Here is a 26,967-nt window from a genome sequence, read left to right on the forward strand (position 1 = left end):
AGGTGGTCGCCCTGTTTCCTTCCCACCACTACGGCTGGATTAACTTGCACGATAAGAGGGAGATCCGATCTTTTCCTCGGACCTCCCCCTTTACGAAAGCTCTCTAGCAACAACGTGTAACTCCGCCTTTTTCATAACGCTCACGCAAAGCATAGATGTAGTATTCGCGCTCTGTCATCGGGAAAACTCCCGGCGAAGCATGTGTGATATACCAGTGCTGCAGATAACGATCGTAGTCCGGCATGCCAAAGATCGTCTTGATCGCGGAACTCACACGGCGCAAGGACTTGCGAATCGCTCTCCACTTTTTCCTCATGCTACGTGATGTCCCGTTCCATCCAGGATATCCCCTTTGGACTGGATATAGGGGGATTCTTGCAGCTGGTATTTTTTGCCCCGAATGATGCTGGTCCACAACCGTATGCCATCTGCGATGATGCCGATCGTGATGATCATAAAGATCGCACACACCACAGCGTCAATCTGGTCGTTCAAGATCATTTTTTGCGCGGCTTCCACTGATTTCACCCCTGCCGGAAGTGTTCCTGCATCCAATGCTTTCTGGAACACATCTGCGTGTGCGAGGAAGCCGATTTTCGGATCAGCATGGAACAGCTTCTGCCAGCCTGCCGTGAGCGTAGCCGCTGTCAACCAAGCCATCGGTACGAGTGTTACCCAGGAATAACGCGCCTTGCCCATTTTGAAAATAATCGTGGTTCCCACGGTAAAAGCAATGGCTGCCAGCATCTGGTTGGCAATTCCGAAGAGTGGCCACAGTGTGTAAATACCTCCAAGCGGGTCCATGACCCCTTGCAAGAGGAAGTACCCCCAGCCAATCGTGATAATGGCAGAACCGATGAGATTGCCCGGCAGCCAATTTACCTGCTTCATTTTCGGGATCACGTTGCCCAGCATGTCTTGCACCATGAAACGCCCTACACGTGTACCTGCGTCAATCGTCGTCAGAATGAAAACGGCTTCAAAAAGGATCGCAAAATGGTACCAGAAAGCCATCAGTGCTTTACCGCCCAAAATTCCCGAGAATATCGTTGCCATCCCGATCGCTAGTGATGGTGCGCCACCTGTGCGGGAGAGAATCGTCTTCTCCTGAATGTCATCAGCCAGGGTCGTGATCATGTCAGGCGTAATCGTATAGCCCCAGCTGGAAATGGTTTGCGCTGCGGCGACCGCATCCGCACCAATTACGGCTCCCGGTGAGTTGATCGCAAAATAGATGCCTGGCGTCAATACACACGCCGCGATCAAAGCCATGACCGCTACTCCGGACTCCATCAGCATGCCGCCATAACCGATCAGCGGAGCATGTGATTCCTTGGCGATCATCTTCGGCGTCGTTCCCGATGAGACGAGGGCGTGGAAACCAGATACGGCCCCGCAGGCGATCGTGATAAACAGGAACGGGAACAGATTGCCCGCAAATACAGGTCCGGTACCATCGATAAACTTGGTCAGGGCAGGCATTTGCATTGGTGGCAGAGTCAGAATAATCCCTACGGCCAGCACCGCAATCGTCCCTACCTTGAGGAATGAGCTGAGATAGTCACGAGGCGCCAGCAGCAGCCAGACTGGCAGCACGGATGCGACAAAGCCGTAGACGATAATCATCCAGGCCAGCTGTACTTTGGAGAAGGTAAAAGCAGGTCCCCATGTCGGAGAAGCCGCTACCGCCTGACCCCACCAGAGAGACAGAAACAGGAGCGCAAGTCCGATCAGGGAGCCTTCCACGACTCGTCCAGGCCGGATGTATCGCATGTACAATCCCATCAATATCGCAATTGGCAAGGTCATAAAGATCGTAAAGGTAGCCCAAGGAGACTCTGCAAGTGCGTTGACCACAACCATTGCCAGTACGGCAATCAGGATGATCATAATCGCAATAATACCAACCAACGCAAGTGCTCCACCTACGGGTCCTATCTCTTCCTTGGCGATCTGTCCCAATGTTTTTCCATTGCGGCGCATCGAACCAAACAGAATGATGAAGTCTTGCACAGCACCGCCGATCACGACCCCCACAATGATCCAGATCGCGCCCGGCAAATACCCCATCTGGGCGGCGAGTGTCGGACCTACGAGCGGTCCTGCACCGGCAATCGCAGCAAAGTGGTGTCCGAACAAAACCCATTTGTTCGTCGGCACGAAGTCCTTCCCGTCGTTGTTCACCTCTGCAGGTGTGGCCCGATTGTCATCGAGACCCATGATTTTCTTGGCAATGTAACGGCTGTAAAAACGATAAGCAACGGCATAAGTGCAGACAGCAGCAGTCAGCAGCCAGAATGAGTTGACTGATTCACCGCGTGACAGGGCCAACACACCAAAACCGACGGCCCCTAGCGCGGCGATCCCGCCCCAGATTAGGACTGAGAGAAGCCATTTCTTCATTCATTCTCCTCCTCGCTTCAATATTCAGGCAATTCACCTGAATCGAAGGTATCATAGCGAGGGGACAGACCATAGGGAAAGTGGATGAATGGTAGAAAATGGGGCACGAACGGTAGCAGACGGGACATGGATGTAAGCGGATTCATAATAAATCCTAGAACACATAGAGCATGAGCAGATAGACGATAAAGCTTGGAAGGGCTACGAGCAGCAGATTTCTTGTCCAGCGGAATCTGCTGTTGGCGTTTTTATGTTCAGCCTGTTGGTCTTGAAAGTAAGCCGTTGAAGTGTCAGGCCCCAATGAAGTAATACTCATCATGGCTACGAGCAGGATGCATGATCCCACCAGATAAAACGATAAGGTATCTGCCCAGGTAAGATCCTGCATGAAAAAGCTGATCAGCCAAATGACAGCCTGAAGTATACAGCCGACGATCAGTGATTTCAGCATGTGCTCCACTCCTTTCACTTGCTAGCTGATTGCATCAAAATCCCAGTCTGCGCTTCAATTCCTTCACGACATTGCGGCTAACAGGAATTGCCGTATTCCGCTGATCCTGCATGACCAGGTGGATCGCCCCTTTGAACCAGGGCACCAGCTCGGCCGTCTTTCCAAGGTTGACTATGTAAGCGCGATGGGTACGGAAAAACTGGTGTGGTGATAGTCGATTCTCCAGCTCCTGCAAGGTAAAGGAAGTCGCGTATTGCTCGCAAACGGTGTAAATGCTGGCATAGCGCCCTTCCAGCGTTGCGTATACAATCTCGTTGGGGTCGATCAGCATGATCTTGCCATTTTTTTCGACGGGTACGCGGCGTGGATTTTGTTCGGTCAGCACGTTTTGCAGCAAATGATGCAGTCTCTCTTCCAGATTTTCCGCAGGCTGCGCTTCCGACGATGCTGGATTGGGCTTTCCTTCCCTAGTACCCATCAGCCTCCGCAGCCGATTCATCGTTTTTTCCAGCCTCTCCTCGCTGAACGGCTTGACGATGTAGTCGACTGCCTCCGTCTCAAATGCGCGTACTGCGTGGATTTCATACGCACTGGCAAAGATGATCACAGGTGGCTTGTGCATCGATTCCAACAGCTCCTGGCCGAGGTCTACCCCGTCCCGATCGTGCAAGTGAATGTCTAAAAAAATGGCATCTGGATTCATGATCATGACCTGCTCCATCGCTTCCTCGCCATTGCTCGCCTCGCCAATCACCAAGACGTCTGAGAATTGCTCCAGTAAAAATCGAAGCTCTGCTCGAGCAGGCGCTTCATCATCCACGATGAATACTCTTAGCACTCACATTCACTCCTACAGGAAGTTGTATGACGCAGGTCGTTCCGTGGTTTGGCTCGCTCTTAATGGTAATGCCATGTGGAGGTCCATAGATGGATTGGATACGGCTTTTAACATTGGTCAGTCCGATTCCGGAAAGGCGCCTCTTTCCGTCTTTTTGCTGCTGCGGATGGTGGATTTCCTGCTCGGTCATGCCTACCCCGTTGTCGGCGACAGTCAGCTCCAGCACTTGATTTTCCAGGCGGCGAGCCGAGATGGTCACGACCCCTCCTTCTTTTTTGGGTAGCAATCCGTGCTTGACTGCATTTTCCACCAGAGGCTGCAGGATCAGCCCTGGAACGACACATCGCTCAATCCCTCGCTCAACCTCGTAGACGACTTGCAGCTTCTCTCCAAAACGGGCACGCTCAATCGACAGATACGCCTCAATGTGCTCCAGCTCCTCCGACAGAGTCACAAATCCCCCGGAGTCATGCAGGTTTCTGCGGAAGTATTCGCTCAAATGAATCAACAGCTCACGTGCCTGTTCGGGCCGGAAGCGGATGAACGAAACGATCGTATTCAAGGCATTAAATAAAAAATGCGGATTGATCTGTGCGTGCAAAGCTTTGATTTCCGCATCTGCCAAAAGGCGGGACTGCTTTTCCAGCTCGGCCAGCTCCAGCTGAGTCGAGATCAGGTTGCCCAAGCCTCGAACCAGCTCCAGATCGACGGCAGACAGCTTGCGGGAACGATCCTGGTATAGCTTCAAAACACCTACTGTCTCCCGTTTGCGCAGAAGAGGAACTAAAATTGCGGAGCGTAGCGCGCAGTTTTGTTCCCTGCAGCCGATCTCCTCTTTATTGCGGGCGATCAGCACCTGCTTGGTATCGAGTACCTCTCTCGTCGCTTTCGTCGTGATCCCCTGACCGACGACGTGATGAGATGCCCCTGATCCGACGTGTGCCAGCACCGTTTTTGTATCCGTGATAGCGACGGCAGCAACCCGTGTCGTGCGCAATATCTCCTCTGCTACTTTTCGTGCAGACTCGTAGGTCAATCCTTGGCGCAGATAGGAGAGCGTTTTGTCCGCCACCTGCATGGTCCGCTGTGCCTGAAGGGCCCCTACGCGGTCCTCCTCTTTTTTAGCCAGATCAATAATGATAATCAAGATGGCGATTCCCACTGAGTTGACGACGGACATGGGTACGCTGATCGACTGTACGAGCGCCAGAGCATCGGCATACGGACGCGCTACCAGCAGGATGATCCCCATCTGCATCCACTCGGCTACAAAACCGACGATCAAAGCGGTTGTCCACCCAATTTCCTGGTTGAGGTTCCGACGATACTGGTAGACTAAACCCGCGATCACCCCTTCACTGATGGTCGAGATCGCACAGGCCAGATCGGTAAAGCCGCCCAGTGAATAACGGTGAATACCGGCGATCAGTCCTGTCAGCAGGCCAACCCAAGGTCCTGCCAAAAGCCCTGCCACAACCGTACCGATCACCCTGGAGTTGGCGATAGCGTCCTGATACCAGATGCCATTGTAGGTTCCCATGATTGAAATGGTCGAAAAAATCAATACCATGATTGCATTTTCCTTGCGTGTCGCCCGTTGATTCAAAATACTCCGAAAAGCGCGAACACGCGTAAACAACAGAGCCGCCACGATCAGAACAGCGGTCCGCTCCGCCAAAGGGATCATCAATTCCAGATTCACGGGCCTTCACACCTCCACGAACTTCCACTATCTCTCATTATTGTGAAGAAATGAAGATTTGGTCAAGTAAACGCAAAAAAAAGCGACAGATCAAACCACCGCTTTTCATTGCATCTATGCTTGTTTTTATAGGACACGCATTAAAAATTCGCGCGTGCGATCCTCTTTCGGGCTGTTGAAGATATCTTCCGGTGCCGCCAGCTCCAAAATTCTTCCGCTGTCCATGAAGGCCACCCAATCCGCTACTTCCTTGGCGAAGCCCATCTCATGCGTCACGATGATCATGGTCATTCCTTCCTTGGCCAACTGCTTCATCGTCTCCAGAACCTCCCCGACCAATTCCGGATCGAGCGCCGACGTAGGTTCATCAAACAGCATGATCTCCGGCTTCATCGCCAAGGCACGAGCAATCGCTACACGCTGCTTCTGTCCCCCGGAGAGACTGGACGGATAGACATTTGCCTTTTCTTCCAAGCCTACTTTTTTCAGGAGCTGCATAGCTTCCTTTTTGGCTTCTTCCCGGTTCGCCTTGCGGACGATGAGGGGAGCTTCGATGACATTTTCCAACACCGTCTTGTGCGGAAACAGGTTGAAGTGTTGAAAGACCATCCCTACCTTTTGCCTGATCTTGGACAAATCATCCTTTTTCGGGTCAATGCTGTTTCCTTCGATCAGAATTTCTCCGCCGTTCTTGATCTCCAGAAAATTGATGCATCGAATCAAGGTGCTCTTTCCCGATCCGCTGGCGCCAATCAGCACCACCACTTCTCCTTTGTTCACTTCCAGGTTAATGTCTTTCAACACCTCAACCTCTCCGAAGCTTTTCTTCAAGTTTCTGACGCGAATCATCTCATGTTTCCCGCTCATGGTATCCCTCCTCTAGTCCCCTTTTGCCAAACGCTTTTCTAATTTGTTGACCAGATATGTGAACAGCATCACGATCACCAGGTAATATACCGCTACGATCAAGAAAAACGTCATTTCATCGAAGGTCTCTGCTGATAAGCGACGGGCCATCGAGAAAAGCTCGTCCATTGCAATAAACGCCGCCAGAGAAGATTCCTTCAGTGAGAGAATAAACTGATTGCCCAGCGGTGGAATCGAGCGCTTCAAAGCCTGAGGCAGGATGATTCGACGCATGGTTTGGGCAGGAGACATTCCCAGCGATAGCCCGGCTTCCATCTGTCCTTTGTCGATGGATTGGATGGCACCTCGAAAGATTTCTGCGATGTACGCACCACTGTGAACCGCAAGAGCGAGAGCGGCTGACCAGAATTGTCCCAAATCAACCACCTTATAGAACCCGAAGTAGAGAACAAAGATTTGAACGATCAGAGGCGTACCGCGAATCACCGTGATGTACACATTTGCAATCATTTGAGCGAGTGAAAATCTGGATACTTTTAATAGAGCGATGAACAAACCGATCACCGTTCCGACGAGCACAGAAGCAAACGTCAATTCAAACGTCAATAGCAACGGCTTTAAGAAAAACGGGAATGTCCGGATAAACTCTTCGATCAGATGTGAGATACTAGGCACCTTGCCACCCCTCGCTTGTCATGGAATGAACCTACCAAACTCTCGCAAAAAAGTTTGGTAGGTTGTTTGGATCATGGACGATTTAATCTTTTTTGCTGATGTCGCGTTGGAAGTACTTTTCGCTCAGCTTCAGGTAGGTGCCATCCTCGTGCATTTGTTTCAGCACCTCGTTGATTTTGTTCAGCAGTTCCTCGTTGCCTTTGCGCACTGCAATCCCATGCTGTACTTCTGTGAGGGCAGCACCGCTCTTTTTGATCTTCAGACCTTGCTGAATAGCAATTTCACCAACTACGCTATCTGTAATCACTACGTCATGCTTGCCTTGCTCCAGCGCGCGCATGGCTGTCACGTCACTGTCGTAGGTCTTGATGTTGTCTGTATATTCGCGAGCCATTTTCTCATGTGTGGTCCCCAAAGCAACCGCCACTTCCTTGCCTTTCAATCCCTCCAAGGTGCTGATATCTCCGTCAGGACGTGTGAAGAGCTGTCCGCCAGACAGGTAGTAAGGATCGGCAAAATCGACTTGCTCTCTGCGCTCGTCTGTGATCGCATGGCTGGCGATGGCCGCATCGTATCGCCCTTCTTTTACCCCAGCAATGATACCGGAGAACGGAGAGGTTACTGGCTTCGGTTCCAGGCCCAGACGTTTGGCGATTTCGTCTCCGATCTCGATGTCAAAGCCAGTCAATTGACCATCCTTGAAGTAGCTGAATGGCTGATACTCACCCGATGCCGCATAAATGAACTGACCTGCTTCTTTGGTCATGGAAGAGCCGCTTGCTGCTGGCGTGCTGGCTTGTCCACCATTTCCTCCTGCTGGTGCGGCAGACTGACCACATCCCACTACCAGTAATGACATCGAAAGCATCATGACAGCTAACCCGCTAATTTTCTTTTTCATTTTTTCTTTCCCCCTATTTGGAATCAGTTCGGTTTGGTTTACCTATCAAAAAACGCCTCTCGCATTCCCACCTCCCTTCGACTGACACTAATCATACATTTGTAAATTTTCAGATATAATCAGCGGCGCATCCGTCTTGGTAATGACTTCCTCCAATGTGAAGGGATACATCACTTCTGCCAGGTACAAGCCTCCCTCGGTAACCTCGATCACTGCCCTCTCCGTGATGATCATGTCAACGCAGCTCTTGGCAGTTAGCGGTAATGTACATTCTCGGCAGATTTTGGGTTCATCCCTTTCATTCAGATGACTCATCAGGACGATGACTTTTTTGGCGTAGCGTACCAGTTCAACGCCACCACCGATGCCATAAACACGCTGTCCGGGCACAATCCAGTTCGCCAGATCACCTTTGCGGCTCACCTGCAAGGCTCCCAAAAAAGCCACGTCCAGCATTCCTCTTCGAACCATGCCATAGGCTATGGAGCTGTCGAAAAACGATGCTCCTGAATGGATCGTGACGGGTGCCCCACCTGCATTGAAGAGGTGCACATCCTCTTCCCCTTTTGTAGGAGTGGGACCAACCCCCAGGATGCCGTTGACCGAATGGAACATCACATTCCATTCTGTCGGGAGAAAATCAGCTACCAGCTCCGGGATTCCGATTCCCAGGTTTACGGCCATGCCCGGGTAGATCTCTCGCGCGGCACGGCGTGCAATCATGTTGCGATGATTGATGTCCAGAACCATTAGCCATTCCCTCCGCGAGTCAGTACGATGTAATCGACGAAAATACCGGGAGTGACGATGCTCTCCGGGTCCAGCTCCCCCACTGGAACGATCTCCTCCACTTCGGCTATCGTAGTCTGCGCAGCCATCGCTACCAAAGGATTGACATTTCGAGCCGCTTTTTCGTAAATCAGATTTCCGTAAGTATCCGCCTGCTTCGCATAGACGATGCCCACATCCGCTGTCAGTGCAGGTTCCACGAGATATTTTTCACCAGCGTACACGATGAGCTGTTCTTTCTTGGCGGTCACGTCACCCATGCCCGGCTCTACTAGAATCGCCGGGATGCCGACTCCACCAGCCCTGATTTTTTCGACCAGAATTCCCTGCGGAAAAAAGATGACCTCCAGCTTGCCCTCCATCATCTGCCGTCCCGCCTGAGGATTCGAGCCGATGTGGGTAGTGAGCATTTTCTTCACCCGTTCTTGCGTAATGAGCTTGCCGATCCCTCGATTCGAGAAGCCCGCATCATTGCCAATCAAAGTCAGGTCACGAACCCCTTTGTCCAAAATCTGGTCGATCAAATGGTCAGGAGATCCCATCCCTCCGAATCCGCCGTACATCAAGCGAATGCCATCCTGTATTAGCTCTGCAGCCTCTTCCATCGTGATTAATTTTGAAACCATTGCGGCCATTCCTTACCCTTCTTCTATCTTTTGGGGCTCCAATGCTCTTTTTATCTAGCAAACATCATGCCAATCGATACAAACCTGTGGTTGCAGCTTTTTCGACAACTCTCGATACTTCCTTGAATCGATTTCGATTCAAAACCATGCACTTTTCTGAAAAATACCTCTTTTCAATCGAATCGATATCGATTCACTTGTCATCAAAATCGATTCAGTTTACAATTTGCTTACTGAAAATTCATGAAATAGATGGAGGATCTTTCATCATGGAGAGAGATGCAGAAATTCTTGCCTTGTTTCAAACAAGCCGTTTCATCGATATTTTCAACGCTTTGGCTGACGGAATCTACATCTCTGACGCTCAAGGAACCACAATCTGGCTGAACAATGCCAGCGAAAATTTGTGCGGTTTGCCCAAATCCCAGCTCATTGGACAAAATGTCGCTGATCTGGAATCAATGGGGATATTCAATCCTTCCGTCACTCGTCTCGTCATGGAGTCTGGAAAATCGACTACGACCATCCAGTTGGTCAATAAAAAGGGGAAATTTCTCGTTACCGGACACCTGATCACAGACGATCAAGGAAACCCGGAGCTGATTGTTTCCCATTCCCGGGATATTACCGAAGCAGCGAGGGCAAGCTCGCAGTTGGAGGAAACCGTCGCTCTCCTGAAGCGCTACAGCGAAGAGATTCAGCTCATGAAGCGAGAAGCCAATCAAAACCTGTCCACCGTCATGATCGGCAATAGCCGCACTTTCCTCGCCCTGCTCGATCTGATCAAAAAAGTGGCCGTTGCAGACACGACTGTCCTGATCACTGGGGAAACTGGGGTCGGGAAAACCTATCTGGCTGAACAGATTCACCAGCTAAGCGAGCGCTGTGGCGCTCCTTTTGTCCACGTCAACTGTAGTGCTATTCCGGAATCGCTCATTGAATCAGAGCTGTTTGGGTATCAAAAAGGTGCTTTTACGGGAGCCAATCATTCCGGAAAGATGGGTCTGGTCAAGATGGCGGATCACGGTACGCTTTTCTTGGACGAGATCAGTGATCTGCCCTATCACCTGCAATCCAAGCTGCTGCTGCTCTTGCAGAATAAAACCTTCATGCCGATCGGTGGTACCAAGACCTATACAGCAGACATTCGCATCATCGCTGCTACCAATGCCAACCTGCTGGAACTGGTTCGTCAGGGAAAATTCCGACATGACCTTTACTATCGGCTCAATATTTTACCGATGAATGTACCGCCACTTCGTGAACGTAAGGAAGATATCTTTCCCCTGCTCCATCACAACCTGCAGAAATTCAATACCAAGCACAATCAAAAGCGCCGTTTTTCCGCAGATGTGCTGGATCTCCTGCACCATTACGAATGGCCAGGCAATGTGCGTGAGCTGGAGAATCTCGTAGAACGCATCGTCATCACCGCAAAGACAGACGAGATCCTAATCACGGACCTGCCAGAGGAGCTGCGCAGTATCAATGAACTCGATGAGAACATCCTGACACTAGGTGGACACCTCTCCCTGAATGAACGAATGGAGAAGATCGAGATCGAAATTATTACAAACGCACTAAAGCTGCACAAGACCACAAGAAAAACAGCCTCTGCCCTGGGCATCACACAATCCTTGCTCATGCGCAGAATTAAAAAATACGAGATTCAGCTAAATCCCGAGACAGAGAACATCGGATGAGTATTCATCTCTCACGAAAAAAGGAAAGGATGGACTGTCGCCGAAGCTTCAGTCCATCCTTTTATCCGTATTATGACTTGTTACTCGTATATATCCATACCGCATCCCGCAAAAACTCTGCCATACCAGCCTGATGCTTATCGTAATAAGCCTTGAATCGTTCGTCCACTACGTACATCTGGACGATGCCAGCGTGAGCCTCCTTGCTGTACGCATTCCACGAAAAGGAGAGCCACTGCCGATGGAGCTCTGCGGCTTTTTGGGCAAGCTCCCCTGCTGGATCGCCCTGTTGAAACGCTTGCGCCAGCATTGTCATGACTTCCTCTTCCAATCGCTTCATCGCTTCATATTGCTCCGGGGTCATCCCCCTCAGCTTTTCATTGGAGCGTTCGACGACCTCGTCTCCGTATTTCTCCCGAATTTCTTTTCCGTATTTCTGTTCATTTTCGTCGATCAAGCTTTGCTTGAAGCCTTCAAATTTCTCACGGTCTGTCATCGTCATTCTCCCCTCTTTTTGTGCCATTGTCTTTTCCACGTTGGCAATCAATACATCCAACTGTTTTCTCTTTTCCAAGAGCTGCTCGCGATGCTCGCGCAGCGCTTTCGCATCATCAAAAGCTGGCGAATTCACCAGCTCCTTGATCTGTTCAAGCGGTAGGCCCAGCTCTCGGTAAAACATGATCTGCTGCAATTTGTCCACTTCGGCCAGCCCGTAGATCCGGTATCCGGACGAATTGATTCTAGCTGGTTTGAGCATCCCGATCTGGTCGTAGTAACGCAAGGTTCGCGTACTGATTCCTGCCAGTTGGCCCAGCTTTTGCACGGTGTATTCCATCTGCTCACCTCCCGACAAACTCACTGTACACATTGACGTAATGTCAATGTCAACACGTTCTCCAGCCTTTTTTCCTTCTTATATAGCGTTAGCTAAATTCTCTTTTTGAAGGCGCAAAAAAGAAACCCACCGACATCCAATGTGCCGAATGGGTTTCTAGTCTTCTTTTACAGATTTCCGCGCAGCTCCTGCTCACGCTCCAGCGCTTCGAACAAGGCCTTGAAATTGCCGTTGCCGAAACCGCGTGCCCCTTTACGCTGGATAATTTCAATGAACAAAGTAGGACGGTCGACAATCGGTTTGCTGAATAACTGGAGCAAATAGCCTTCATCATCTTTGTCCACCAGGACTTTCAGCTTTTTCAATGTTTCAATATCCTCGTCGATCTCACCAACGCGATCCTTCAATTCATCGTAGTACGCGTCCGGCACGGAGAGGAAATCCACACCATTGGCACGGAGCTTGGATACTGTATCGATGATGTCGTTGGTCAAAATCGCGATATGCTGGACTCCCGGACCTTTGTAGAACTCGAGGAACTCCTGGATTTGCGACTTGCGGCGTCCTTCCGCCGGTTCATTGATCGGGAACTTGATTCTCCCTGTACCGCTCTGCATCACTTTGGACATCAGCGCCGAGTATTCCGTCGAAATATCGTCATCGCTAAAGTTTTGAACGGCTGTGAAGCCCATTACTTTTTCATAGTAGGAAACCCATTCATCCATCACTTCTACGTTGCCGACGATATGATCGATCCCGATCAAGCCTGTGCTTTCGCTGGTAATCGATGATTCGTAGGCGACATAGCCGGGTAAGAACGGCCCGTTGTAGTTTTTGCGTTCAATAAACGAGTGAACATTTTCTCCATAAGTACCAATCACAGCTTTCTTCACCGTTCCGAACTCATCGGAAAATTCAGTCGGCTCCATGATTGGAATAGCCCCTCGGGAAATCTCTTCTCGATATGCCTGCTCACAGTCCTCTACACGCAGTGCCACGTCTTTTACACCGTCTCCGTGCTTATTCACGAATGCTGCAACCGGGTGATCCGGCGTCAAAGCTCCACTAATCACAAATGTCATATGTTTTTGCTTGAGTACATAGGATACTTTTTCCCGAGATCCGGTTTCCAAACCTGCATAGGCAACTGCTTGAAAACCAAATGCCTTGGTAAAGTAGTGCATCGCCTGTTTGGCGTTTCCGGTATAAAACTCCAGGTAGTCCCAATCCTGAATCGGGAAAAAATCAGTGTTGCCCATCGTTAACCCTCCATTTACTTGTTTTTACACTTTTGGGATAATTGGTATGATTTTGTCGTTACTTAGAGAATATATTGAAAACGCTTTCCCTCGCAAGAACACCAACCACCGCGAAAACGCTACAACGCTTTCATAGCTTAAAGTGCTGGATTTTTCCAAACCTCTGGTACAATAAGGGCAGAGACACCGTAAATGGCAGACTCGATTTCTTGCAACTTGTCGGGATTACGGAAAAAGAGCTGCAGACCATAAAAGGAAAAAACAGAGAAGAACGTGAGCGTTTTGTCAAAGTGATGCAGCAGGACAATCCGGATCTCATCACGGATATGGCACGTGAGAAGGAGTATCTGGATTTTTAAGAGCATGCAATCATCGGGGAAAATTCGGATCCAGGAGGACGTACCAGATGAGTCAATGGAATGAAAAAACAGCGAAAGCATTCGACAACATGGCAGAAGAATGGAACCAAAAAAGCGATTCGATGTGGGAAACAGGAAGCCGCAAGACAATCCTCCCCTTCTTGACCCGTCAGGTAGCACTACAGCAAGGTCCAGTATTGGATGCCGGTTGCGGGGATGGGTACGCCAGCTGCAAGCTAGCTGCTGCAGGCTATCAGGTCGAAGGTGTAGACATTGCCGGGGAAATGATTCGGCTTGCCCAGGCACGGGCAGAAAAACATGGCGAAAATGTCCATTTCCAGACAGGCGATATCAGCCAGCTGCCGTTCGCAGATCAAACCTTTGCAGGGATCCTGTCGATCAACGTGGTAGAATTCACCCCTTCCCCTCTGAAATCACTCATGGAGCTGTACCGTCTCCTGAAGCCAGGAGGTGTTCTCGTTCTGGGCATTTTGGGTCCTACAGCCGGTCCACGCAATCACAGTTATCGCAGACTCTATGACGAGGCGACGATCCAGAATACCATGATGCCTTGGGAAGCCAAAAAGCTGGCTCAGGAAAACGGCTTTGTCCTGATAGATGAGGAACCGGTGTACAAGGAAGGTGTTCCGTCCGAACTGGCAGAGCACCTTCCTGAAGACTTGCAGGAGGCATTGAGCTTCTTGACGCTATTTGCCTTGAAAAGACAAGACTGATTGAATTGCGGTGATGGATGAATGGATATGCTCAAGGAATTGCTGCAGCAAAACGATGTCGACTATGAATGGATCAGCCACGATCGGCCAATTCGTACAGCACAGGAAGGGGCTGCTATGCTGGGCATTGAAGTGGGCCAAACTGCCCCTACGCTGGTGCTCAAATCGGAGAATGGGTACATGGCCTTGATTCTTTCAGGCTCCCGCGGTCGCATAGAACTCAAGTCGGTAGCCGAGCTGGTAGGCTGCAGCCAGTTGAAAATGGCCCCTCCCCATGAGGTGGAGCAGATTACCGGATACACGGTGGGCAGTGTGCCACTCGCAGGTCACGCTCTCCCTACCATCCTCGATCGGGAGCTGTATCGCCACTCCTCGATCTACGGCGGTACTGGAGTCGGTACCAACACCCTTAAAATCAAGCCAGCCGATCTTGAAAAGCTCAATCAAGTGATTGCTTTTTTACCAGCTCTGCCTGAATGACAAACACGCTTTTCATCTATTACGATATTCAAGGATTGGCGACCTTGACCTCACTCTCGAATTTTATCTTCAAAACGTCATACCATTTGGAGCAAGGCATTCCGAACACAGAAATAGCCGGTTTTCACCACATTAAGGGTGTAACCGGCTAATTTAATCTAGGAGCAATCACTTCAATTTTCTATTACTCTCTTTGTTATTTCTTCTGTGGTGTTTCAGATTTGTATTCAATAACTTGTAATACTTTTGGTTCAATAGCTTTTAACAGTTGTTCATCTGACTGATTGCTTTTAAGAACATCTCCATTGTTTTCATCCTGAACTTGTAATTCAACCTGTGTTTGTGCAATGACATCAATCACTTGTTGCTTGGAGATATTTTTTGATGCTGCAACCTCCACAACAGATTTACCTTTTGCTAATTCTTGTTTTAATTCTGTTGGGCTCATTTTTAGTAAAGAAAACAGTTTTTCATCGTTTAAAAAGGCATCAGCAAAATAATCAGGCTTACCATTTGTAGAGAAGAAGCCTTCGACTTTCATGTTTGAAGGTGTAGTCTTACCTCCGATCAGAGAAACACTGATTGTATTACCTTGAACAAATCCCTGATAGAACGGTGTTTTCGATCCCTTTTTGGTGAAATTGAACATAAACGTTTTTTGATCCGGGTTCTCCATTTGCTCCATAGCATACTCGTACTCTTCGATGTTGATGCTGCCATACATCTTATCAATGAGATAGTCTACCTTCGACTTGATCTCCTGGCTGGTTAAAGTAGTGAGTGGCTTCTCATCAGGCTCCCAATTCTCTTGAATCACGTGTTCAATCGCACCCGTAATACCGTTTGTATGAAGGGTAATCTTTTTGCCGATTCCTCCTTTTTCCTGCAGGATGAGGCTTGTTTGGACACCTTGCACGTTGCTAGCATCGATAATCTCAAACGATTTTGTTTCGGGAAATGCGCTGTACAGTTTTTCAAGTGTTGCTTTGCCAACCTCATCCACCTGCAATTGTTCAGCAGTCATTGGTGTTCTAGTAAGCATTTCAATCAGGGGAGGTGCCGCAAATGCAGCGGTTGGAACCAAAATCGCAGCAGCAGCAATTCCACTAATTAATCGTTTTTTCATAGTAATTTCGCTCCTTTTTCGTTGCAAATATTGAGAATAGGATTGTTCTATTCGTTTGGATATTGCCGGAGGGCACTCCATCGTTTCTGCTTCTTTGTGCAGATGTTCACGGATTGTGCGTTCAATAGGCATTGTTCTTTTCCATCCTTTCCAGGGGGAGATTCCATAAGTTTTTTCGAAGCGCCTGGAGGCCAGCATGATATCTGGACTTGACTGTACCCAGCGGAATATCGAGCAAAGTCGCAATTTCATCAAGAGTATAGTCGTGAAAAAAGCGGAAGATAATCACTGTTCGCTGTTTGTTGGTCAGTTTTTGGATTGCCTGCGTTATCTCTAGGTTCGTTCCCTCCGTCATCACAGTGGGGTGATCCCAATGATGCTCTTCCCGAGAGAAGATACGGATGCGTTCAAAAATTCGGAATCTCCGCCAGCTCTTGACCCGAAATCTCTGTACTTGACGGATTACCAAGCCGTGTAGCCAGAAGTGGAAAGGACGGTTCATATCGTAGTTCTCGAGTGAGGTCCACATTTGCATATAGATCTCATTCATGACATCTTCCCGATCCTGCTGATGATCCACCAGAAAGGTGACTGTCCGGTAGATGTCCTGATAGGTGGCATCATACAACGTATGAAATGCCTGTTGATCACCATCTTTCATTTTTGTGAGTAATTGGTACATATATTTACTTTCCATTCAGAGGGCCCTCCTGAGTAAGCAGCTTACACACTATATTGTCTCTCTATCAAAAAAAGGTTCGGTTCTCTTCTTCATTTTTTGCTAAAGGTTGCGTGTAAGAGGCTATCGATCCAATCAGAAATACCACGCCCCATAGTTTGGATACGAAAAAACAAGCAGGCACTTTGAATGCCTGCTTGTTGCATGCTTGAGTTATTGCACTTTTACATAAGGAATGTTGTTGCGCTGAATCCAGCCCCATTTACTTTCGATCAAACGGGCGAGCGTCGGCTCTTCCCAGCCGTACAAAGCCTTGTAGAGTCGCTGCGTCTCCAGTAAATCGTTATAGGTCAGATACGGATAGTCAGCACGGGCAAAAGTACCATCCGGGAAGTAGGCGTAGTGCAGATCGCCGTTCTCCAAAATCCATTTTTCTCCCAGGTTGGTCGCACCTGCCAGCATCGTATCGGCCAGCTCCTTGTCTTGCGGCCTGCCGAACTTCTGGTACAAGCTGTACAAGTAATTGACTTCTGCCAGCTGGTGATTGAGCGATACATGTGTGCGAAGATGTGGTGTAGTTGAAGCATAATCCTCCACCAGCCAGCCTGTTCGCGGCCCTTCTATCACATAATGATTGGCTTTGGCATGACGCTGAAAATAATCCGCGTATTGGAGGGCTGACTCACAGAAATCCCCATCCTCATACAGGGTACAGCCTTTCAGCATCAGATTGGCCGCTCCCGTATTAAAACGCGTATCGTAAAATCCATCCGGTATCCCGTAATCATCACGCAGCCATTGAGAGAGTGGCAGTGTTTTCCAATGGCCATCCTCCTCCTGCTGCTCCAAACTGGTCTTCAGCATGACGTACCCCATATTGCTTGCCGCCTTGCTACCTCCTGTAAAGAGGAAGGAACGGAGGATATAGTTTTCCGGAATGCGCCAGTACCCGTTTTCTGCTGTCGGTTCATAGGTTGTTGGACTTTTGTAATGGTAGCCATTGTACAGCCACTTCGCATTTTGTGTAAGATCCAGAGAAAGCCAGACCTGGTCCAAAGAGTATTCGCCCCATCTCACGAGCGGCTCTCTCGACTCCATCGCCCAGATTTCACTGACGTATCCCGCTCTTTGAGGCAGGCGAATCTCTAAATTGATCCCCCGTGATGTCTGCACGACTTCGATCGGAAGCTCCATCCCAGGGAACGTCTCTACCGTTCCATTCCCCAGTTCTTTATAGACGATCGGCTCACCGATCCAGATGTATTTGCCTGAAGTCTCGATAAACCCAGGTGCCACAGGAAGGGTAGTTACGTCACGCAGGTTGACTATATTCCAGTAAGGCTTTTTGTCTTCTCCCTGAGAGAATTCTCGATAACGAAATGTAGCAAACTCTTCTCGAAGCGGAATCGTGATGACGTAAGGCTGGTCATTGTAGTCTGCTGAAACTTGATTCATCCAGTATGTATCGCCATCTTCAAACCTGAATTCCCTCTTTTTCAATATAGACCCGCCCATGATGTCCAGTGTATCTTTCTGAATGGGCATTTTAGAGTTAGCGTTGGTCGGAACATCAGAAGTAAACAGTCCCGTAACCAGAACAGCAAGCAGAGCGAGCAAAGGTAGTATACGTCTCGACATGTCATCCCCCTATTTTCTTAGAGTAAGTTGGCCTGTCTTGCTTTTCTCGTCGGCATAAGCCTTCTGACCGAACTGCCCGCGCAATGTGGAGAGCTTCAGACATTAGTAAGGACGACTCAATTGTGCATAATGTTTCAATTCATGTTTTCGTCTGGACTGTTCTTGCATTAGAATACCTGTATGGAAGGAGGAATTATGAACAAATACAAGAAAAAATCCAAACGTAAATGGTTCCTGATTTTCTTGGTATTCGTGGCTTTTGTCTACGTAAATAACAGTTCACTGCTGGCCACACCGAAGAACGATTCCCCAATCCTTCTCGCACATCGAGGACTTGCCCAAACCTTCTCTTTGGAAGGTGTAGAAAACGACACCTGTACGGCTCAGCGAATTTATGAGCCTGAGCATCCCTTTCTGGAAAACACGATTCCTTCAATGGAAGCAGCCTTCCAGGCAGGAGCGGATATTGTGGAATTTGATATCAAGCCTACCAAAGACGGGCAGTTTGCCGTGTTTCATGACTGGACGCTCGACTGTCGAACCAATGGTCAAGGAATGGCCAAGGACTACACAATGGCTGAGCTGAAAGAGCTGGATGTCGGTTACGGGTATACCGCTGATCAGGGAAAAACCTATCCTTTTCGCGGTAAAGGAGTTGGTTTGATGCCTTCGATGGATGAAGTGCTTACCCACTTTCCTGACAAGTCTTTCCTGATTCATATCAAGAGCAATGATCCTGCAGAAGGCGTGCAGCTAGCCGAATACCTCGCCAAACTGCCGGAAGAGCGGTTGAACCAACTAACGGTTTACGGAGGAGACGAGCCGATTGCTTCCTTGAAGGAATCTCTTCCACAGGTCAGGGTCATGTCGATGGCAACGTTGAAAGCAGGTTTGATACCGTACATCCTGATCGGCTGGACAGGCTATGTCCCTGAATCCTTGCAGCACACACAGCTGCATATACCGGAGAAAATTGCTCCGTGGCTGTGGGGCTTTCCAAATCGGTTCCAGAACAGAATGGATCAGGCCGATACGCGGGTCATTATCGTGGGTGGAGACGGCAGTGATTTTTCCAGCGGATTTGATTCACTAGAGGACGTCCAACGATTGCCCGCTTCCTATACAGGAGGCATCTGGACCAATCGCATTGATCGTATAGCTCCAATCTATAACAGGAATAGGTAAAAAAAGGGCTGTCCCTTTGTCTGCGTTAGACATCTGGGACAGCCCTTTCGTTCGTTCATACAGTTATTTCTTATTTTCCTCAATGATGCCTTCCAGGAACTGTGTCTCGATATTGTTGCCCCTCACCCAATCTGCGAAATCAATGGCGAGGATCTGGCTGCCCCTGGCAACGGACGTCATGATTTTTGCATTCTCGTAGGCGTAGGAAAAAGTATGCAAGGTGCCAAACAAATCGGCATAGTCAGTAAAAAAGAGGGGGGACTGTACGTCCTTGAAGAGAGCAAACATCTCCTCATGGTTATGCGCTTTGTCCCGCAAGCTTTGAAAATAAGCCTGGCGCTTCAATGAGCCTGTAATGACCGATCTATTTTTTTCTGCAAGCTGATCAACCTGGAAGTGATTGACACAAGACAATTGCTCTGGATCTCTTCTGATCTGCACGAGCTCAGGACTTGCTTCAACCACAGCCATATTCCCGCTCTTGTCACCTAGCGAAAAATTGTAGCAAGCTGCATGGGGCATCTCCTTCAACATCAGAATGGCTTCATCCACACTGGTACACGTATCCAGAATCATGCGGATTGCCGACCATGCCGACAGTCCCTTGGTATAGCCGTGATTGCTGACGAAGTGAAGTCCCATTGTCAATCCGTGCTGGTTGACACCATCATGTCTTCCGATCACCTGTAGGTTGTAGCCAGCTGTCGCGAATGCCGAATTAGACTGGAGCAGGGTAAAATAGCCATCGTACAGTGCCGGTGAAAAATCGTAATTTCTCACGTAATACGCGGGCGTCATCATGGCTGAACAACCCATTGCGTCTGTTTTTGGCACGTCATAGCCGCCAAACAAGGCTGCTGCCTTTTCCCACGAAATCCCGAGCCCTTCGCTAATTCCTTGCAGCTCATCCAGCAAATGCGGTGCATAGGCACGGTAAATCGCAGCCATTTCCTGCACGTCAATCTCTTCTCTGGTGATCATCTCGAATGTTTTGACAATAGGATTGCTACGTAATTGCTGCCCTAGCACAAGACCATTTTGGTAAGCAGAATCTCTCAACTGCAGGACCTGCACCTGAAAGTTTGACATCGCCATACTCCCTCTTTCCCACCTAGAGTGAAAAAAGGACAAGGAAATTCTCCTTGTCGCTTTTTTGTCAGTCGTTACGTATATGTATCAGCTTATGATGGCAATAGCTTTTTCACTACCTGCACGCTCTCTTCTACTTGACCTTCGACCTGATCAGCTTGCTGCACCAGACGCCCCATTTGCTCCTGCAAATGGTCCAGCATTTGCTTCGCTTGCGTAACCTCACGCGCTACTTCGTCTGCAAATTGCTTTTGATGATCGATAATTTGCATGACGCCCGAAACTTCTTCCTGTACATCCTGGAAGGAACTTACGATGCCTTCCATCTTTTTCGATGCTTCCTTGCTGATGGAGAGCCCGCTCTTGATTGCGTCGCTGTTCTTTTCACTATTGGACAGCGCCTCTTTGGTTTCCTCCTGAATTTTGCCAATCAATTCGGCAATATTTTTCGTGGAATTGGCAGTCATCTCAGCAAGCTTGCGCACCTCGTCCGCCACAACCGCGAAGCCTCTGCCCTGTTCACCTGCACGTGCAGCCTCAATCGCCGCGTTGAGTGCCAAGAGATTGGTCTGGTTGGCGATATCGCTGATCACCTGTACGATGCTCGTGATCTCTGAAGAGCGCTCTTCCAGTCTGCTCATGGACAGAGAAGTATTGGTTGACTCCTGTTCCAGCTGCGACATGACGTTCACTACATCGTTCATAGCTTGCATGCCACCTTCGACTTGTCCAACAGATTGGAGGCAAATCGTTCGTAGCCGTTCTCCACGCGTATGGAGCTGTCCTGCTGACTCATCGTCATTTTCGTTGATCCGTTGTATGTTTTCCACGATCTGATGCATCTGTTGGCCCAGCTGTTCGATTTGCGCTTGCTGGGTGTTCAGTGATGCATTTTGTGCCAGGATGTTGCCCAGCTTCTCATAAATAGCTTGCAATTCTTCCTGCAGGGCTGCTTCCTCTTGCTTCTCTTCCGGTACGTCCAGCGTTGCAACAGATGTCGCTGCAACCTCATTTTCCACGTTCCCTTTGTTCTTTCGCCAAAACATCTCCAATCCTCTCCTTCTCTCTACAAAGGTTTGTCTACTCGATAGGCGAATGTGCGTGATTCCATGATTCCCGGGTGTTGTTTCGCCAATAAAAGCAGGTTCTCTAGAAAATAATAATGGCCCTCCAAAATTTCTACGTCCTTGCGTTCAAAATGCTTGGCCTGCAAGTACTGCTGCATTTCCCAGGCATAGCGCTCGAGCTTGTCGTGGAAATCATTGGCGCGTATCATTTGTTCGACTTCAGGGTACAACGTCTTTAGACGATTGATTTCCGCGTACACTTTGCTGCCCTCTAAGATCATTTGATAGGCAGTCCGTTCCAGCGAGGCCAAAGAAGCCGCCTCTTCCTCTTCACGCTGTTCGCGCAAAGCAGACAAGTACGTGATAAAATGGTAGACAGTTAAAAATAAAGGGCCCAAAAATAAGATAATCCCTGCTTTGTACACATGCTGATTGTTCAGGTTGCTGATCAGCAGGAACAAGTGAAACAAAATGGCTCCTAGCCATACGTAGATGATGACCTGGTGATTGATCGCCCCTGCCCTTTGCTGGCGTGAAAAGACAAAGGTCAGTCCGAGCAGATAGAAGGCAAGCAGCGTAAAGCTGGCTGAAAACAGGGCCATTTCCATCTCTTGCAGCCAGACAGCATCCACGGGAATCTCGATCAAGAACTCGAAGGCAAGCACCAACAGTGAGAAAAGCAACCCCATGATCCAAAACCGGCTGACATCTGAGTCGTTTCTCCGCCGGGAGCGATACCGTTCCGCACGGGTTCCTTTCATAACATTCTCACCTCAAATGCTATGATTCGCCATCATTCTACCTTTTCCCTTTATTATGGGCCAAAATCTGACAAGGAGGCTTTCATGACATCAACTCTGCCTGCTGCTTTTACAGAACGCATGCAATCCTTGCTCCACCAGGATTTTGAAGCATTTCTGGAATCCTACCGCAAAAGCATCTCCCACGGTCTACGAGTCAATCCATTAAAGATCGATCGGGATGCTTTTATCACGCTCTCTCCCTTTGAGCTGGAGAGCATCCCCTGGTGTCCAGAGGGCTTCCGTTATCCAGACGGAGCTCGTCCAGGCAAACACCCCTATCATGCATGCGGTCTTTACTACCTGCAAGAGCCTAGTGCCATGTCTCCCGCTGAAGCTCTTGGCGCACAACCCGGTGAGCGCATTCTCGATTTGTGTGCCGCCCCTGGGGGCAAATCGACGCAGCTGGCTGCCGCTCTGCAGGGTGAAGGACTTCTGATCGCCAACGAAATCCATCCGCAGCGAGCCCGTGCCCTATCGGAGAATCTGGAACGTTGTGCTGTACAAAATGCCGTCGTAACCAATGAAACGCCAGAACGACTGATGGAACGCTTCCCTCTGTTCTTTGATCGCATTCTGGTAGACGCTCCCTGCTCAGGGGAAGGCATGTTCCGAAAGCTGCCAGAGGCAATCGAAGACTGGTCCCCGGAAAAGGTCACAGAATGTCACCACATGCAGCTGGATATCCTCGATGCTGCTGCCCGAATGCTTGCGCCCGGCGGTACCCTGGTCTACTCGACTTGCACCTTTGCTCCGTTGGAAAATGAACAAAGCATCACCACGTTCCTCACGCGCCATCCGGAGTTCGAGCTGATCCCTTTGCCTCATCCCGAGTGGTTCGCTCCAGGTCAACCCGCATGGGCAAAGCCACAGACCGATGATTTGCGCCTGACCGCAAGACTATGGCCCCATCTGCTGGAGGGAGAAGGGCATTATCTCGCCAAATTGCGTAAAAAAGAGGACAGTCAAAATGATCAGGAGCCTCCGAAAAGAAAGGAAAAACGCGCGTCCAAGTCACTGCCCGCCGGCCGCAAAGAAGCGATTGCTGCCTGGCAGAAATTTGCTGTCGAAGTCATTCCGTATACAGCAAAACGCCTTTCTGATGAATCTGCCTTTTTGCTGTTTGGCGACCAGCTATTCTACTCTCCTGCTCCAACCCTCAATTGGGATGGCTTAAAAGTACTCCGGGTAGGTCTACACCTGGGCACCGTAAAAAAGAACAGATTTGAGCCGGGTCATGCTCTCGCTCTCGTCTTGTCTCCCGAAGAAGTGGTCGGCCACGCAAATTTTAAGGCTGATGACCAAGAAGTCATGCGCTATTTGCGCGGCGAAGCACTTCTTCGGGAAGGTGAACCTGGTTGGACACTCGTTACCGTAGACGGTTTTTCCATCGGATGGGGTAAGCAAGCAGATGGGCAATTGAAGAACCATTATCCAAAAGGCCTGCGCTGGGTCTAAGCCATTGAGATACTCCTAACGAGGCTATTTCCACAGGGAGCGACTTAAAAAAATGTCCACATGCCCATCAGCACGTTTTGCTTGGGCAGTGGGCTATTTTTTCATCTCATTTATCTTCTGTGAGTATCCTGATCGACTACGGTCAAGGAACCGTCCCTGATAAAACGCAAAATTTTGGAGACGGAGACACCCGTTGCATTCGCAATCTGCATGGCATTGGAATTGGGATAGCTTCTGACGTAATTGCGGATCAGCTGGTATTCTTCTCGATCATTCTGTCCGCACACGGAACAGATCAGTTCTTTGGGGTTCATTGGACTACCGCACTTCAGACAAGCATCTGTCATCAACGTTTCTCCTCATACCTTGTACTTGTTCTCCTTCTATTCTACCCAGTTTGGGGTATGGGGGAAACATGATTTCAGCTCATAATTCCTTTTTGCAACAAGATTATGGCAAATCCGATCAAAAAGACTCCCACCATCTTGTCCAAACGATTGATCCAGAGCGGATTCAGGAATCTGGACATCCACTGACCAAGCACTGCTATTCCAGTCAGAAACATGAAGGTTGACAGCAGGCACCCTACGACAAAGCCAGCCAGCGACATACTGTCAGGGAGGGTATGGGAGGCCATGAGAGAACCAAAAACTCCAGACCAAAACAGGATGGTTAGCGGATTGGTCAGCGTCAGCATGACACCGTACCAAAAGCCCCCCCTTCCATTCTTCTCTGTTTGACTATTCCGCTCCGGTGTATGCTCTACGGGCTTCGAGCGCAGACTGCTGACGCCAAACCAGACCAGGATGGCGGCGCCTCCTATCAAAACCACACCTTTGACTAGGGGAATCTGCAAAAGCAAGGAAAGTCCCCCGATGGCTGCGATCATATAAGCAGCATCCACACTGGCAACCCCGACAATCATCTTCAGCGCCTCTCGTATGCCTTCCTTGATCGAACGCTGCCATACGGCCATGCATACGGGCCCTACGGATAATTGAAGCAGCATCCCAAACAGCAAGCCTTCCCATATGGCCATCCCCTCACATCTCCTCTTTCATGGTCGAAAGAACGATCATCGTATTCGTTTTGGATACTCCTTCTAACCGCTTGATCTGTTCGGAGATGAGCTGTTCCAATTCCCCCGTGCTTTTCAGCGCCACCTTCAACAGATAGTCATACTCTCCGGCGAGATGATGACATTCCAACACGCTTGGCGTCTGTACGATCATCGTTCGGAAGCCCGCCACGTGCTCCGGCTTTTCCAGCTGGACCATGATGAAGGCAAGCAGATGAAGTCCGGTCTGCTCTCTATTCAGCCGCACCGTGAACCTGTCGATGACCTGCCCTTCCTCCAGCTTGCGAATCCGTTCCGAAACGGCAGGTACAGACAAATGTACGTGCTTGCTAATCTCTGAACTGGTCATCCGCCCGTTTTCCTTTAGTAATTTCAAGATTTCTTCGTCGATCCGATCCACTCGAATCCCTCCTTTTCCCTATTATACGAAATTACTAAATTAATTAGGGTGTTTATCTAAATCAACGAAAATATTTACGAAATCACATTAAAAAGTTTATTTTTTTCTGATTATCAAGTAATGCTTCTGGCTATTCGAAAAATATTAATGCACAAAAAAACTGCCCACTCCCCTGATGGATGAATGGACAGTTGTTCGCGATTGAAATTTAACCTCTGGATCTACCTTTGCCGTTCGAAGGGCGGTTTGGCTTGCCAGTGTTGCCAGCACGATTGCTTCCGCCTTTGCCAGCTGCTGTACCTGGCTTCGCGCTCTTGCCCGCCTTGCGAGCCGCGATCGCTTCTGCGCGTCTGCGGTTTTGCTCGTACTTGGTTTGCAGCTCATCCAGCTCGCGAGCCAGCTTTTTCTTGTAGCCGGGCTTGACCTTTGCCTTTTTCTTGATTGCTTCCCGAACTGGCGCGAACTCTTTATCTTTTTCCTTCTTCTGTTCTTGCTGCTGTTGCTTGCGCAGCTCGATGAAGTGGGCCTCGCGCTCCTCCGCACGTTGACGACGACCAGCATCCAGATGGCGCCCCGCCTGCAAAATCCGCTCCTCGATCGACGCCTTGGTCGTTTTCGCAAAGCGTCCCATCAGGTTCTTCTGACGTGGAGAGATCAAGGAGATCGCTTTCCCCTTTTGCCCAGCGCGACCCGTACGTCCCACGCGGTGGATATAGCTCTCCACGTCGTTAGGCAGGTCGTAGTTGATCACGTGTGTGACGCCTTCCACATCCAGACCGCGCGCAGCGATATCCGTCGCGATCAGATATTGAAAGCGGATCTCGCGGAACTGCTTCATCAGCTGTTCTCGCTTGTTTTGCGATAAGTCTCCATACAGGGCTTGAGCGGTCAAACCGTTCTCCTGCAAGCGTGCCGTGAGCTGTTGGACGCGAACCTGCGTATTGGCAAAGACGATCGTCAGGTACGGCTGCTCCTGCTCCAGCACGTCTACCAGCGCGTCCGTCTTGTCACTTTGGTTCACTACATAGTAAAACTGCTCGATTTGCTCGACAGTCTTTTGTTTACCTTCGATTTTCAAATGAGGCGGCTGCTTCATAAATCGATGAGCCAGCTTTTTTACGAGATCCGGCATCGTCGCGGAGAACAGCAGCACCTGACGCTGGGAAGGAGTACCCACGATGACTTGCTCTACGTCTTCGAGAAAGCCCATCTCCATCATCTTGTCTGCTTCATCGAGGACGAGCGTAGAGATGCGGCCAAAGTGCAGGGAGCCGCGCTTCATGTGGTCCAGCACACGTCCGGGCGTTCCTACGACAATGTGAACGGTCTCCTTCAGTTTGGACAGCTGTCGATCGATATCTGTTCCACCGTGCAAGGAGAGAACGTTGACGTTCAGATGCTTGCCCAGCTTCTCTACTTCTTTGGCGATCTGGATCGACAGCTCGCGTGTAGGAGTCAGGATCAAAGCTTGAATATCCCTTTTACCCTCCAGCAAGCCATTGAGGATCGGCAGCATGAATGCCGCTGTTTTTCCTGTTCCGGTCTGTGCTTGTCCGATCACGTCTTTTCCTTCCAGAATGAGCGGAATCGCTTCCTCCTGGATCGGGGTTGGTTCTTTATAGTACAGGTCTTGAATCCCTCGCATCAGCTCAGGTCGAAAACCAAAAGATGCAAATGATTTTGCCATTCCTTCCACTTCCTTTCACAAGCGTGCCGATTCTTGCCATCCCATCATGCATGGACAAAAAGGGGTGGACAATCCATCAGCTACCTTAAACGCCATCCTACCTATACTAAATGAGTGGATGCAAAAACACAACAGAAG

29 protein-coding genes are annotated in these 26,967 nt (G+C 49.5%); 7 read left to right on the top strand and 22 right to left on the bottom strand.

Going from position 1 to position 26,967, the window contains the following annotated elements:
- Positions 1-103: 103 nt before the first annotated feature.
- The 10 genes from EDM52_RS09100 to EDM52_RS09145 all read right to left on the bottom strand — a co-directional run bounded on the left by EDM52_RS09100 (position 104) and on the right by EDM52_RS09145 (position 9,252).
- Positions 104-316, bottom strand: coding sequence for a CstA-like transporter-associated (seleno)protein (locus tag EDM52_RS09100; protein WP_122908687.1), 213 nt, complete (start codon positions 314-316; stop codon positions 104-106).
- A complete protein-coding gene (locus tag EDM52_RS09105) occupies positions 313-2,403 on the bottom strand; it encodes a carbon starvation CstA family protein (protein WP_122908688.1) in 2,091 nt (696 codons plus the stop codon). The genes EDM52_RS09100 and EDM52_RS09105 overlap by 4 nt, the downstream gene beginning before the upstream one ends.
- Before the next feature lie 154 nt (positions 2,404-2,557).
- A complete protein-coding gene (locus tag EDM52_RS09110; RefSeq protein ID WP_122908689.1) occupies positions 2,558-2,854 on the bottom strand; it encodes a hypothetical protein in 297 nt (98 codons plus the stop codon).
- Between the two features lie 34 nt (positions 2,855-2,888).
- Positions 2,889-3,692, bottom strand: coding sequence for a LytR/AlgR family response regulator transcription factor (locus EDM52_RS09115; RefSeq protein WP_122908690.1), 804 nt, complete (start codon positions 3,690-3,692; stop codon positions 2,889-2,891).
- Positions 3,667-5,394: a sensor histidine kinase gene (locus EDM52_RS09120; RefSeq protein ID WP_122908691.1), complete on the bottom strand. Its 1,728-nt coding sequence runs from the start codon at positions 5,392-5,394 to the stop codon at positions 3,667-3,669. The genes EDM52_RS09115 and EDM52_RS09120 overlap by 26 nt, the downstream gene beginning before the upstream one ends.
- A gap of 126 nt (positions 5,395-5,520) precedes the next feature.
- Entirely contained in the window at positions 5,521-6,261 is a 741-nt protein-coding gene (locus EDM52_RS09125; protein WP_122908692.1) for an amino acid ABC transporter ATP-binding protein, read from the bottom strand.
- Between the two features lie 12 nt (positions 6,262-6,273).
- The gene (locus EDM52_RS09130; protein ID WP_122908693.1) at positions 6,274-6,936 is read right to left on the bottom strand and encodes an amino acid ABC transporter permease; all 663 of its coding nucleotides are present in this window, start codon (positions 6,934-6,936) and stop codon (positions 6,274-6,276) included.
- Between the two features lie 82 nt (positions 6,937-7,018).
- Entirely contained in the window at positions 7,019-7,837 is an 819-nt protein-coding gene (locus tag EDM52_RS09135; protein WP_122908694.1) for a transporter substrate-binding domain-containing protein, read from the bottom strand.
- An 87-nt stretch (positions 7,838-7,924) separates the two neighbouring features.
- A complete protein-coding gene (locus EDM52_RS09140) occupies positions 7,925-8,587 on the bottom strand; it encodes a 3-oxoacid CoA-transferase subunit B (RefSeq protein ID WP_122908695.1) in 663 nt (220 codons plus the stop codon).
- Complete coding sequence (locus EDM52_RS09145) at positions 8,587-9,252, bottom strand: CoA transferase subunit A (RefSeq protein ID WP_122908793.1); 666 nt, start codon at positions 9,250-9,252, stop codon at positions 8,587-8,589. The genes EDM52_RS09140 and EDM52_RS09145 overlap by 1 nt, the downstream gene beginning before the upstream one ends.
- A 269-nt stretch (positions 9,253-9,521) precedes the next feature.
- On the opposite strand from EDM52_RS09145, the gene EDM52_RS09150 reads away from it, so the two are divergent.
- A complete protein-coding gene (locus tag EDM52_RS09150; protein WP_122908696.1) occupies positions 9,522-10,955 on the top strand; it encodes a sigma-54 interaction domain-containing protein in 1,434 nt (477 codons plus the stop codon).
- A 70-nt stretch (positions 10,956-11,025) separates the two neighbouring features.
- Here EDM52_RS09150 and EDM52_RS09155 read toward each other — a convergent pair whose 3' ends face one another.
- Together EDM52_RS09155 and hppD are read right to left on the bottom strand one after the other, a co-directional pair.
- Entirely contained in the window at positions 11,026-11,790 is a 765-nt protein-coding gene (locus EDM52_RS09155) for a MerR family transcriptional regulator (RefSeq protein WP_122908697.1), read from the bottom strand.
- A 167-nt stretch (positions 11,791-11,957) separates the two neighbouring features.
- The gene (hppD, locus tag EDM52_RS09160; protein WP_122908698.1) at positions 11,958-13,049 is read right to left on the bottom strand and encodes a 4-hydroxyphenylpyruvate dioxygenase; all 1,092 of its coding nucleotides are present in this window, start codon (positions 13,047-13,049) and stop codon (positions 11,958-11,960) included.
- A 74-nt stretch (positions 13,050-13,123) separates the two neighbouring features.
- On the opposite strand from hppD, the gene EDM52_RS25415 reads away from it, so the two are divergent.
- From EDM52_RS25415 to EDM52_RS24590, 4 genes are read left to right on the top strand one after another with little or no spacing between them, the layout of a single operon-like run.
- Positions 13,124-13,408, top strand: a complete 285-nt coding sequence (locus EDM52_RS25415) for a suppressor of fused domain protein (protein ID WP_276330100.1) — start codon at positions 13,124-13,126, stop codon at positions 13,406-13,408.
- A 47-nt stretch (positions 13,409-13,455) separates the two neighbouring features.
- The gene (locus tag EDM52_RS09170; RefSeq protein WP_122908700.1) at positions 13,456-14,142 is read left to right on the top strand and encodes a class I SAM-dependent methyltransferase; all 687 of its coding nucleotides are present in this window, start codon (positions 13,456-13,458) and stop codon (positions 14,140-14,142) included.
- A gap of 21 nt (positions 14,143-14,163) precedes the next feature.
- Positions 14,164-14,622, top strand: coding sequence for an aminoacyl-tRNA deacylase (locus EDM52_RS09175; RefSeq protein ID WP_122908701.1), 459 nt, complete (start codon positions 14,164-14,166; stop codon positions 14,620-14,622).
- Positions 14,619-14,774 (top strand): hypothetical protein, encoded by a 156-nt coding sequence (locus EDM52_RS24590; protein ID WP_183184940.1) that lies wholly within the window; start codon positions 14,619-14,621, stop codon positions 14,772-14,774. Before EDM52_RS09175 ends, EDM52_RS24590 begins: the two co-directional genes overlap by 4 nt.
- A gap of 44 nt (positions 14,775-14,818) precedes the next feature.
- Here the strand turns inward: EDM52_RS24590 and EDM52_RS09180 are convergent, their stop codons facing one another.
- The 3 genes from EDM52_RS09180 to EDM52_RS09190 all read right to left on the bottom strand — a co-directional run bounded on the left by EDM52_RS09180 (position 14,819) and on the right by EDM52_RS09190 (position 18,065).
- A complete protein-coding gene (locus tag EDM52_RS09180; RefSeq protein WP_183184942.1) occupies positions 14,819-15,880 on the bottom strand; it encodes a hypothetical protein in 1,062 nt (353 codons plus the stop codon).
- On the bottom strand, positions 15,870-16,445 hold the full coding sequence (locus tag EDM52_RS09185) for a sigma-70 family RNA polymerase sigma factor (RefSeq protein WP_122908702.1): 576 nt from the start codon (positions 16,443-16,445) through the stop codon (positions 15,870-15,872). The genes EDM52_RS09180 and EDM52_RS09185 overlap by 11 nt, the downstream gene beginning before the upstream one ends.
- A gap of 195 nt (positions 16,446-16,640) precedes the next feature.
- Complete coding sequence (locus tag EDM52_RS09190; protein ID WP_122908703.1) at positions 16,641-18,065, bottom strand: hypothetical protein; 1,425 nt, start codon at positions 18,063-18,065, stop codon at positions 16,641-16,643.
- Between the two features lie 195 nt (positions 18,066-18,260).
- Here EDM52_RS09190 and EDM52_RS09195 point away from each other — a divergent pair, with 195 nt between their 5' ends.
- A complete protein-coding gene (locus EDM52_RS09195; RefSeq protein WP_122908704.1) occupies positions 18,261-19,250 on the top strand; it encodes a glycerophosphodiester phosphodiesterase family protein in 990 nt (329 codons plus the stop codon).
- A 63-nt stretch (positions 19,251-19,313) separates the two neighbouring features.
- On the opposite strand, the gene EDM52_RS09200 is transcribed toward EDM52_RS09195, so the two are convergent.
- The 3 genes from EDM52_RS09200 to EDM52_RS09210 all read right to left on the bottom strand — a co-directional run bounded on the left by EDM52_RS09200 (position 19,314) and on the right by EDM52_RS09210 (position 22,167).
- Positions 19,314-20,339, bottom strand: a complete 1,026-nt coding sequence (locus EDM52_RS09200; protein ID WP_122908795.1) for a C45 family autoproteolytic acyltransferase/hydrolase — start codon at positions 20,337-20,339, stop codon at positions 19,314-19,316.
- A 92-nt stretch (positions 20,340-20,431) separates the two neighbouring features.
- A complete protein-coding gene (locus tag EDM52_RS09205; protein WP_122908705.1) occupies positions 20,432-21,385 on the bottom strand; it encodes a methyl-accepting chemotaxis protein in 954 nt (317 codons plus the stop codon).
- Between the two features lie 20 nt (positions 21,386-21,405).
- Positions 21,406-22,167 carry a hypothetical protein gene (locus EDM52_RS09210; protein WP_122908706.1) on the bottom strand — a complete coding sequence of 254 codons (762 nt, stop codon included), beginning with the start codon at positions 22,165-22,167 and terminating at the stop codon, positions 21,406-21,408.
- Positions 22,168-22,251: 84 nt separating this feature from the next.
- Between EDM52_RS09210 and EDM52_RS09215 the strand changes: the two genes are divergently transcribed.
- On the top strand, positions 22,252-23,664 hold the full coding sequence (locus EDM52_RS09215) for an RsmB/NOP family class I SAM-dependent RNA methyltransferase (RefSeq protein WP_122908707.1): 1,413 nt from the start codon (positions 22,252-22,254) through the stop codon (positions 23,662-23,664).
- Positions 23,665-23,774: 110 nt separating this feature from the next.
- On the opposite strand, the gene EDM52_RS09220 is transcribed toward EDM52_RS09215, so the two are convergent.
- From EDM52_RS09220 to EDM52_RS09235, 4 genes are all read right to left on the bottom strand, one after another.
- Positions 23,775-24,011, bottom strand: coding sequence for a hypothetical protein (locus tag EDM52_RS09220; RefSeq protein WP_245996740.1), 237 nt, complete (start codon positions 24,009-24,011; stop codon positions 23,775-23,777).
- A 74-nt stretch (positions 24,012-24,085) separates the two neighbouring features.
- On the bottom strand, positions 24,086-24,703 hold the full coding sequence (locus EDM52_RS09225; protein ID WP_122908709.1) for a LysE family translocator: 618 nt from the start codon (positions 24,701-24,703) through the stop codon (positions 24,086-24,088).
- Between the two features lie 4 nt (positions 24,704-24,707).
- A complete protein-coding gene (locus EDM52_RS09230) occupies positions 24,708-25,142 on the bottom strand; it encodes an Lrp/AsnC family transcriptional regulator (protein ID WP_122908710.1) in 435 nt (144 codons plus the stop codon).
- Between the two features lie 208 nt (positions 25,143-25,350).
- On the bottom strand, positions 25,351-26,829 hold the full coding sequence (locus tag EDM52_RS09235; protein WP_122908711.1) for a DEAD/DEAH box helicase: 1,479 nt from the start codon (positions 26,827-26,829) through the stop codon (positions 25,351-25,353).
- Positions 26,830-26,967 lie beyond the last annotated feature (138 nt).

Origin of the sequence: Brevibacillus invocatus (assembly GCF_003710915.1) — a bacterium.
Taxonomy (GTDB): Bacteria; Bacillota; Bacilli; order Brevibacillales; family Brevibacillaceae; genus Brevibacillus; species Brevibacillus invocatus.

Bases quoted from the DNA above. Each gene is read 5' to 3' on its own strand.
- EDM52_RS09205 (WP_122908705.1), bottom strand. From the start codon at position 21,385: ATGTTTTGGCGAAAGAACAAAGGGAACGTGGAAAATGAGGTTGCAGCG.
- EDM52_RS09170 (WP_122908700.1), top strand. From the start codon at position 13,456: ATGAGTCAATGGAATGAAAAAACAGCGAAAGCATTCGACAACATGGCA.
- EDM52_RS09110 (WP_122908689.1), bottom strand. From the start codon at position 2,854: ATGCTGAAATCACTGATCGTCGGCTGTATACTTCAGGCTGTCATTTGG.
- EDM52_RS09180 (WP_183184942.1), bottom strand. From the start codon at position 15,880: ATGCCTATTGAACGCACAATCCGTGAACATCTGCACAAAGAAGCAGAA.
- EDM52_RS09175 (WP_122908701.1), top strand. From the start codon at position 14,164: ATGGATATGCTCAAGGAATTGCTGCAGCAAAACGATGTCGACTATGAA.
- EDM52_RS09235 (WP_122908711.1), bottom strand. From the start codon at position 26,829: ATGGCAAAATCATTTGCATCTTTTGGTTTTCGACCTGAGCTGATGCGA.
- EDM52_RS09155 (WP_122908697.1), bottom strand. From the start codon at position 11,790: ATGGAATACACCGTGCAAAAGCTGGGCCAACTGGCAGGAATCAGTACG.
- EDM52_RS09135 (WP_122908694.1), bottom strand. From the start codon at position 7,837: ATGAAAAAGAAAATTAGCGGGTTAGCTGTCATGATGCTTTCGATGTCA.
- EDM52_RS09105 (WP_122908688.1), bottom strand. From the start codon at position 2,403: ATGAAGAAATGGCTTCTCTCAGTCCTAATCTGGGGCGGGATCGCCGCG.
- EDM52_RS09190 (WP_122908703.1), bottom strand. From the start codon at position 18,065: ATGTCGAGACGTATACTACCTTTGCTCGCTCTGCTTGCTGTTCTGGTT.
- EDM52_RS09225 (WP_122908709.1), bottom strand. From the start codon at position 24,703: ATGGCCATATGGGAAGGCTTGCTGTTTGGGATGCTGCTTCAATTATCC.
- EDM52_RS09145 (WP_122908793.1), bottom strand. From the start codon at position 9,252: ATGGTTTCAAAATTAATCACGATGGAAGAGGCTGCAGAGCTAATACAG.
- EDM52_RS09125 (WP_122908692.1), bottom strand. From the start codon at position 6,261: ATGAGCGGGAAACATGAGATGATTCGCGTCAGAAACTTGAAGAAAAGC.
- EDM52_RS09215 (WP_122908707.1), top strand. From the start codon at position 22,252: ATGACATCAACTCTGCCTGCTGCTTTTACAGAACGCATGCAATCCTTG.
- EDM52_RS09100 (WP_122908687.1), bottom strand. From the start codon at position 316: ATGAGGAAAAAGTGGAGAGCGATTCGCAAGTCCTTGCGCCGTGTGAGT.
- EDM52_RS24590 (WP_183184940.1), top strand. From the start codon at position 14,619: ATGACAAACACGCTTTTCATCTATTACGATATTCAAGGATTGGCGACC.
- EDM52_RS09195 (WP_122908704.1), top strand. From the start codon at position 18,261: ATGAACAAATACAAGAAAAAATCCAAACGTAAATGGTTCCTGATTTTC.
- hppD (WP_122908698.1), bottom strand. From the start codon at position 13,049: ATGGGCAACACTGATTTTTTCCCGATTCAGGATTGGGACTACCTGGAG.
- EDM52_RS09200 (WP_122908795.1), bottom strand. From the start codon at position 20,339: ATGTCAAACTTTCAGGTGCAGGTCCTGCAGTTGAGAGATTCTGCTTAC.
- EDM52_RS09140 (WP_122908695.1), bottom strand. From the start codon at position 8,587: ATGGTTCTGGACATCAATCATCGCAACATGATTGCACGCCGTGCCGCG.
- EDM52_RS09185 (WP_122908702.1), bottom strand. From the start codon at position 16,445: ATGGAAAGTAAATATATGTACCAATTACTCACAAAAATGAAAGATGGT.
- EDM52_RS09150 (WP_122908696.1), top strand. From the start codon at position 9,522: ATGGAGAGAGATGCAGAAATTCTTGCCTTGTTTCAAACAAGCCGTTTC.
- EDM52_RS09220 (WP_245996740.1), bottom strand. From the start codon at position 24,011: ATGACAGATGCTTGTCTGAAGTGCGGTAGTCCAATGAACCCCAAAGAA.
- EDM52_RS09210 (WP_122908706.1), bottom strand. From the start codon at position 22,167: ATGAAAGGAACCCGTGCGGAACGGTATCGCTCCCGGCGGAGAAACGAC.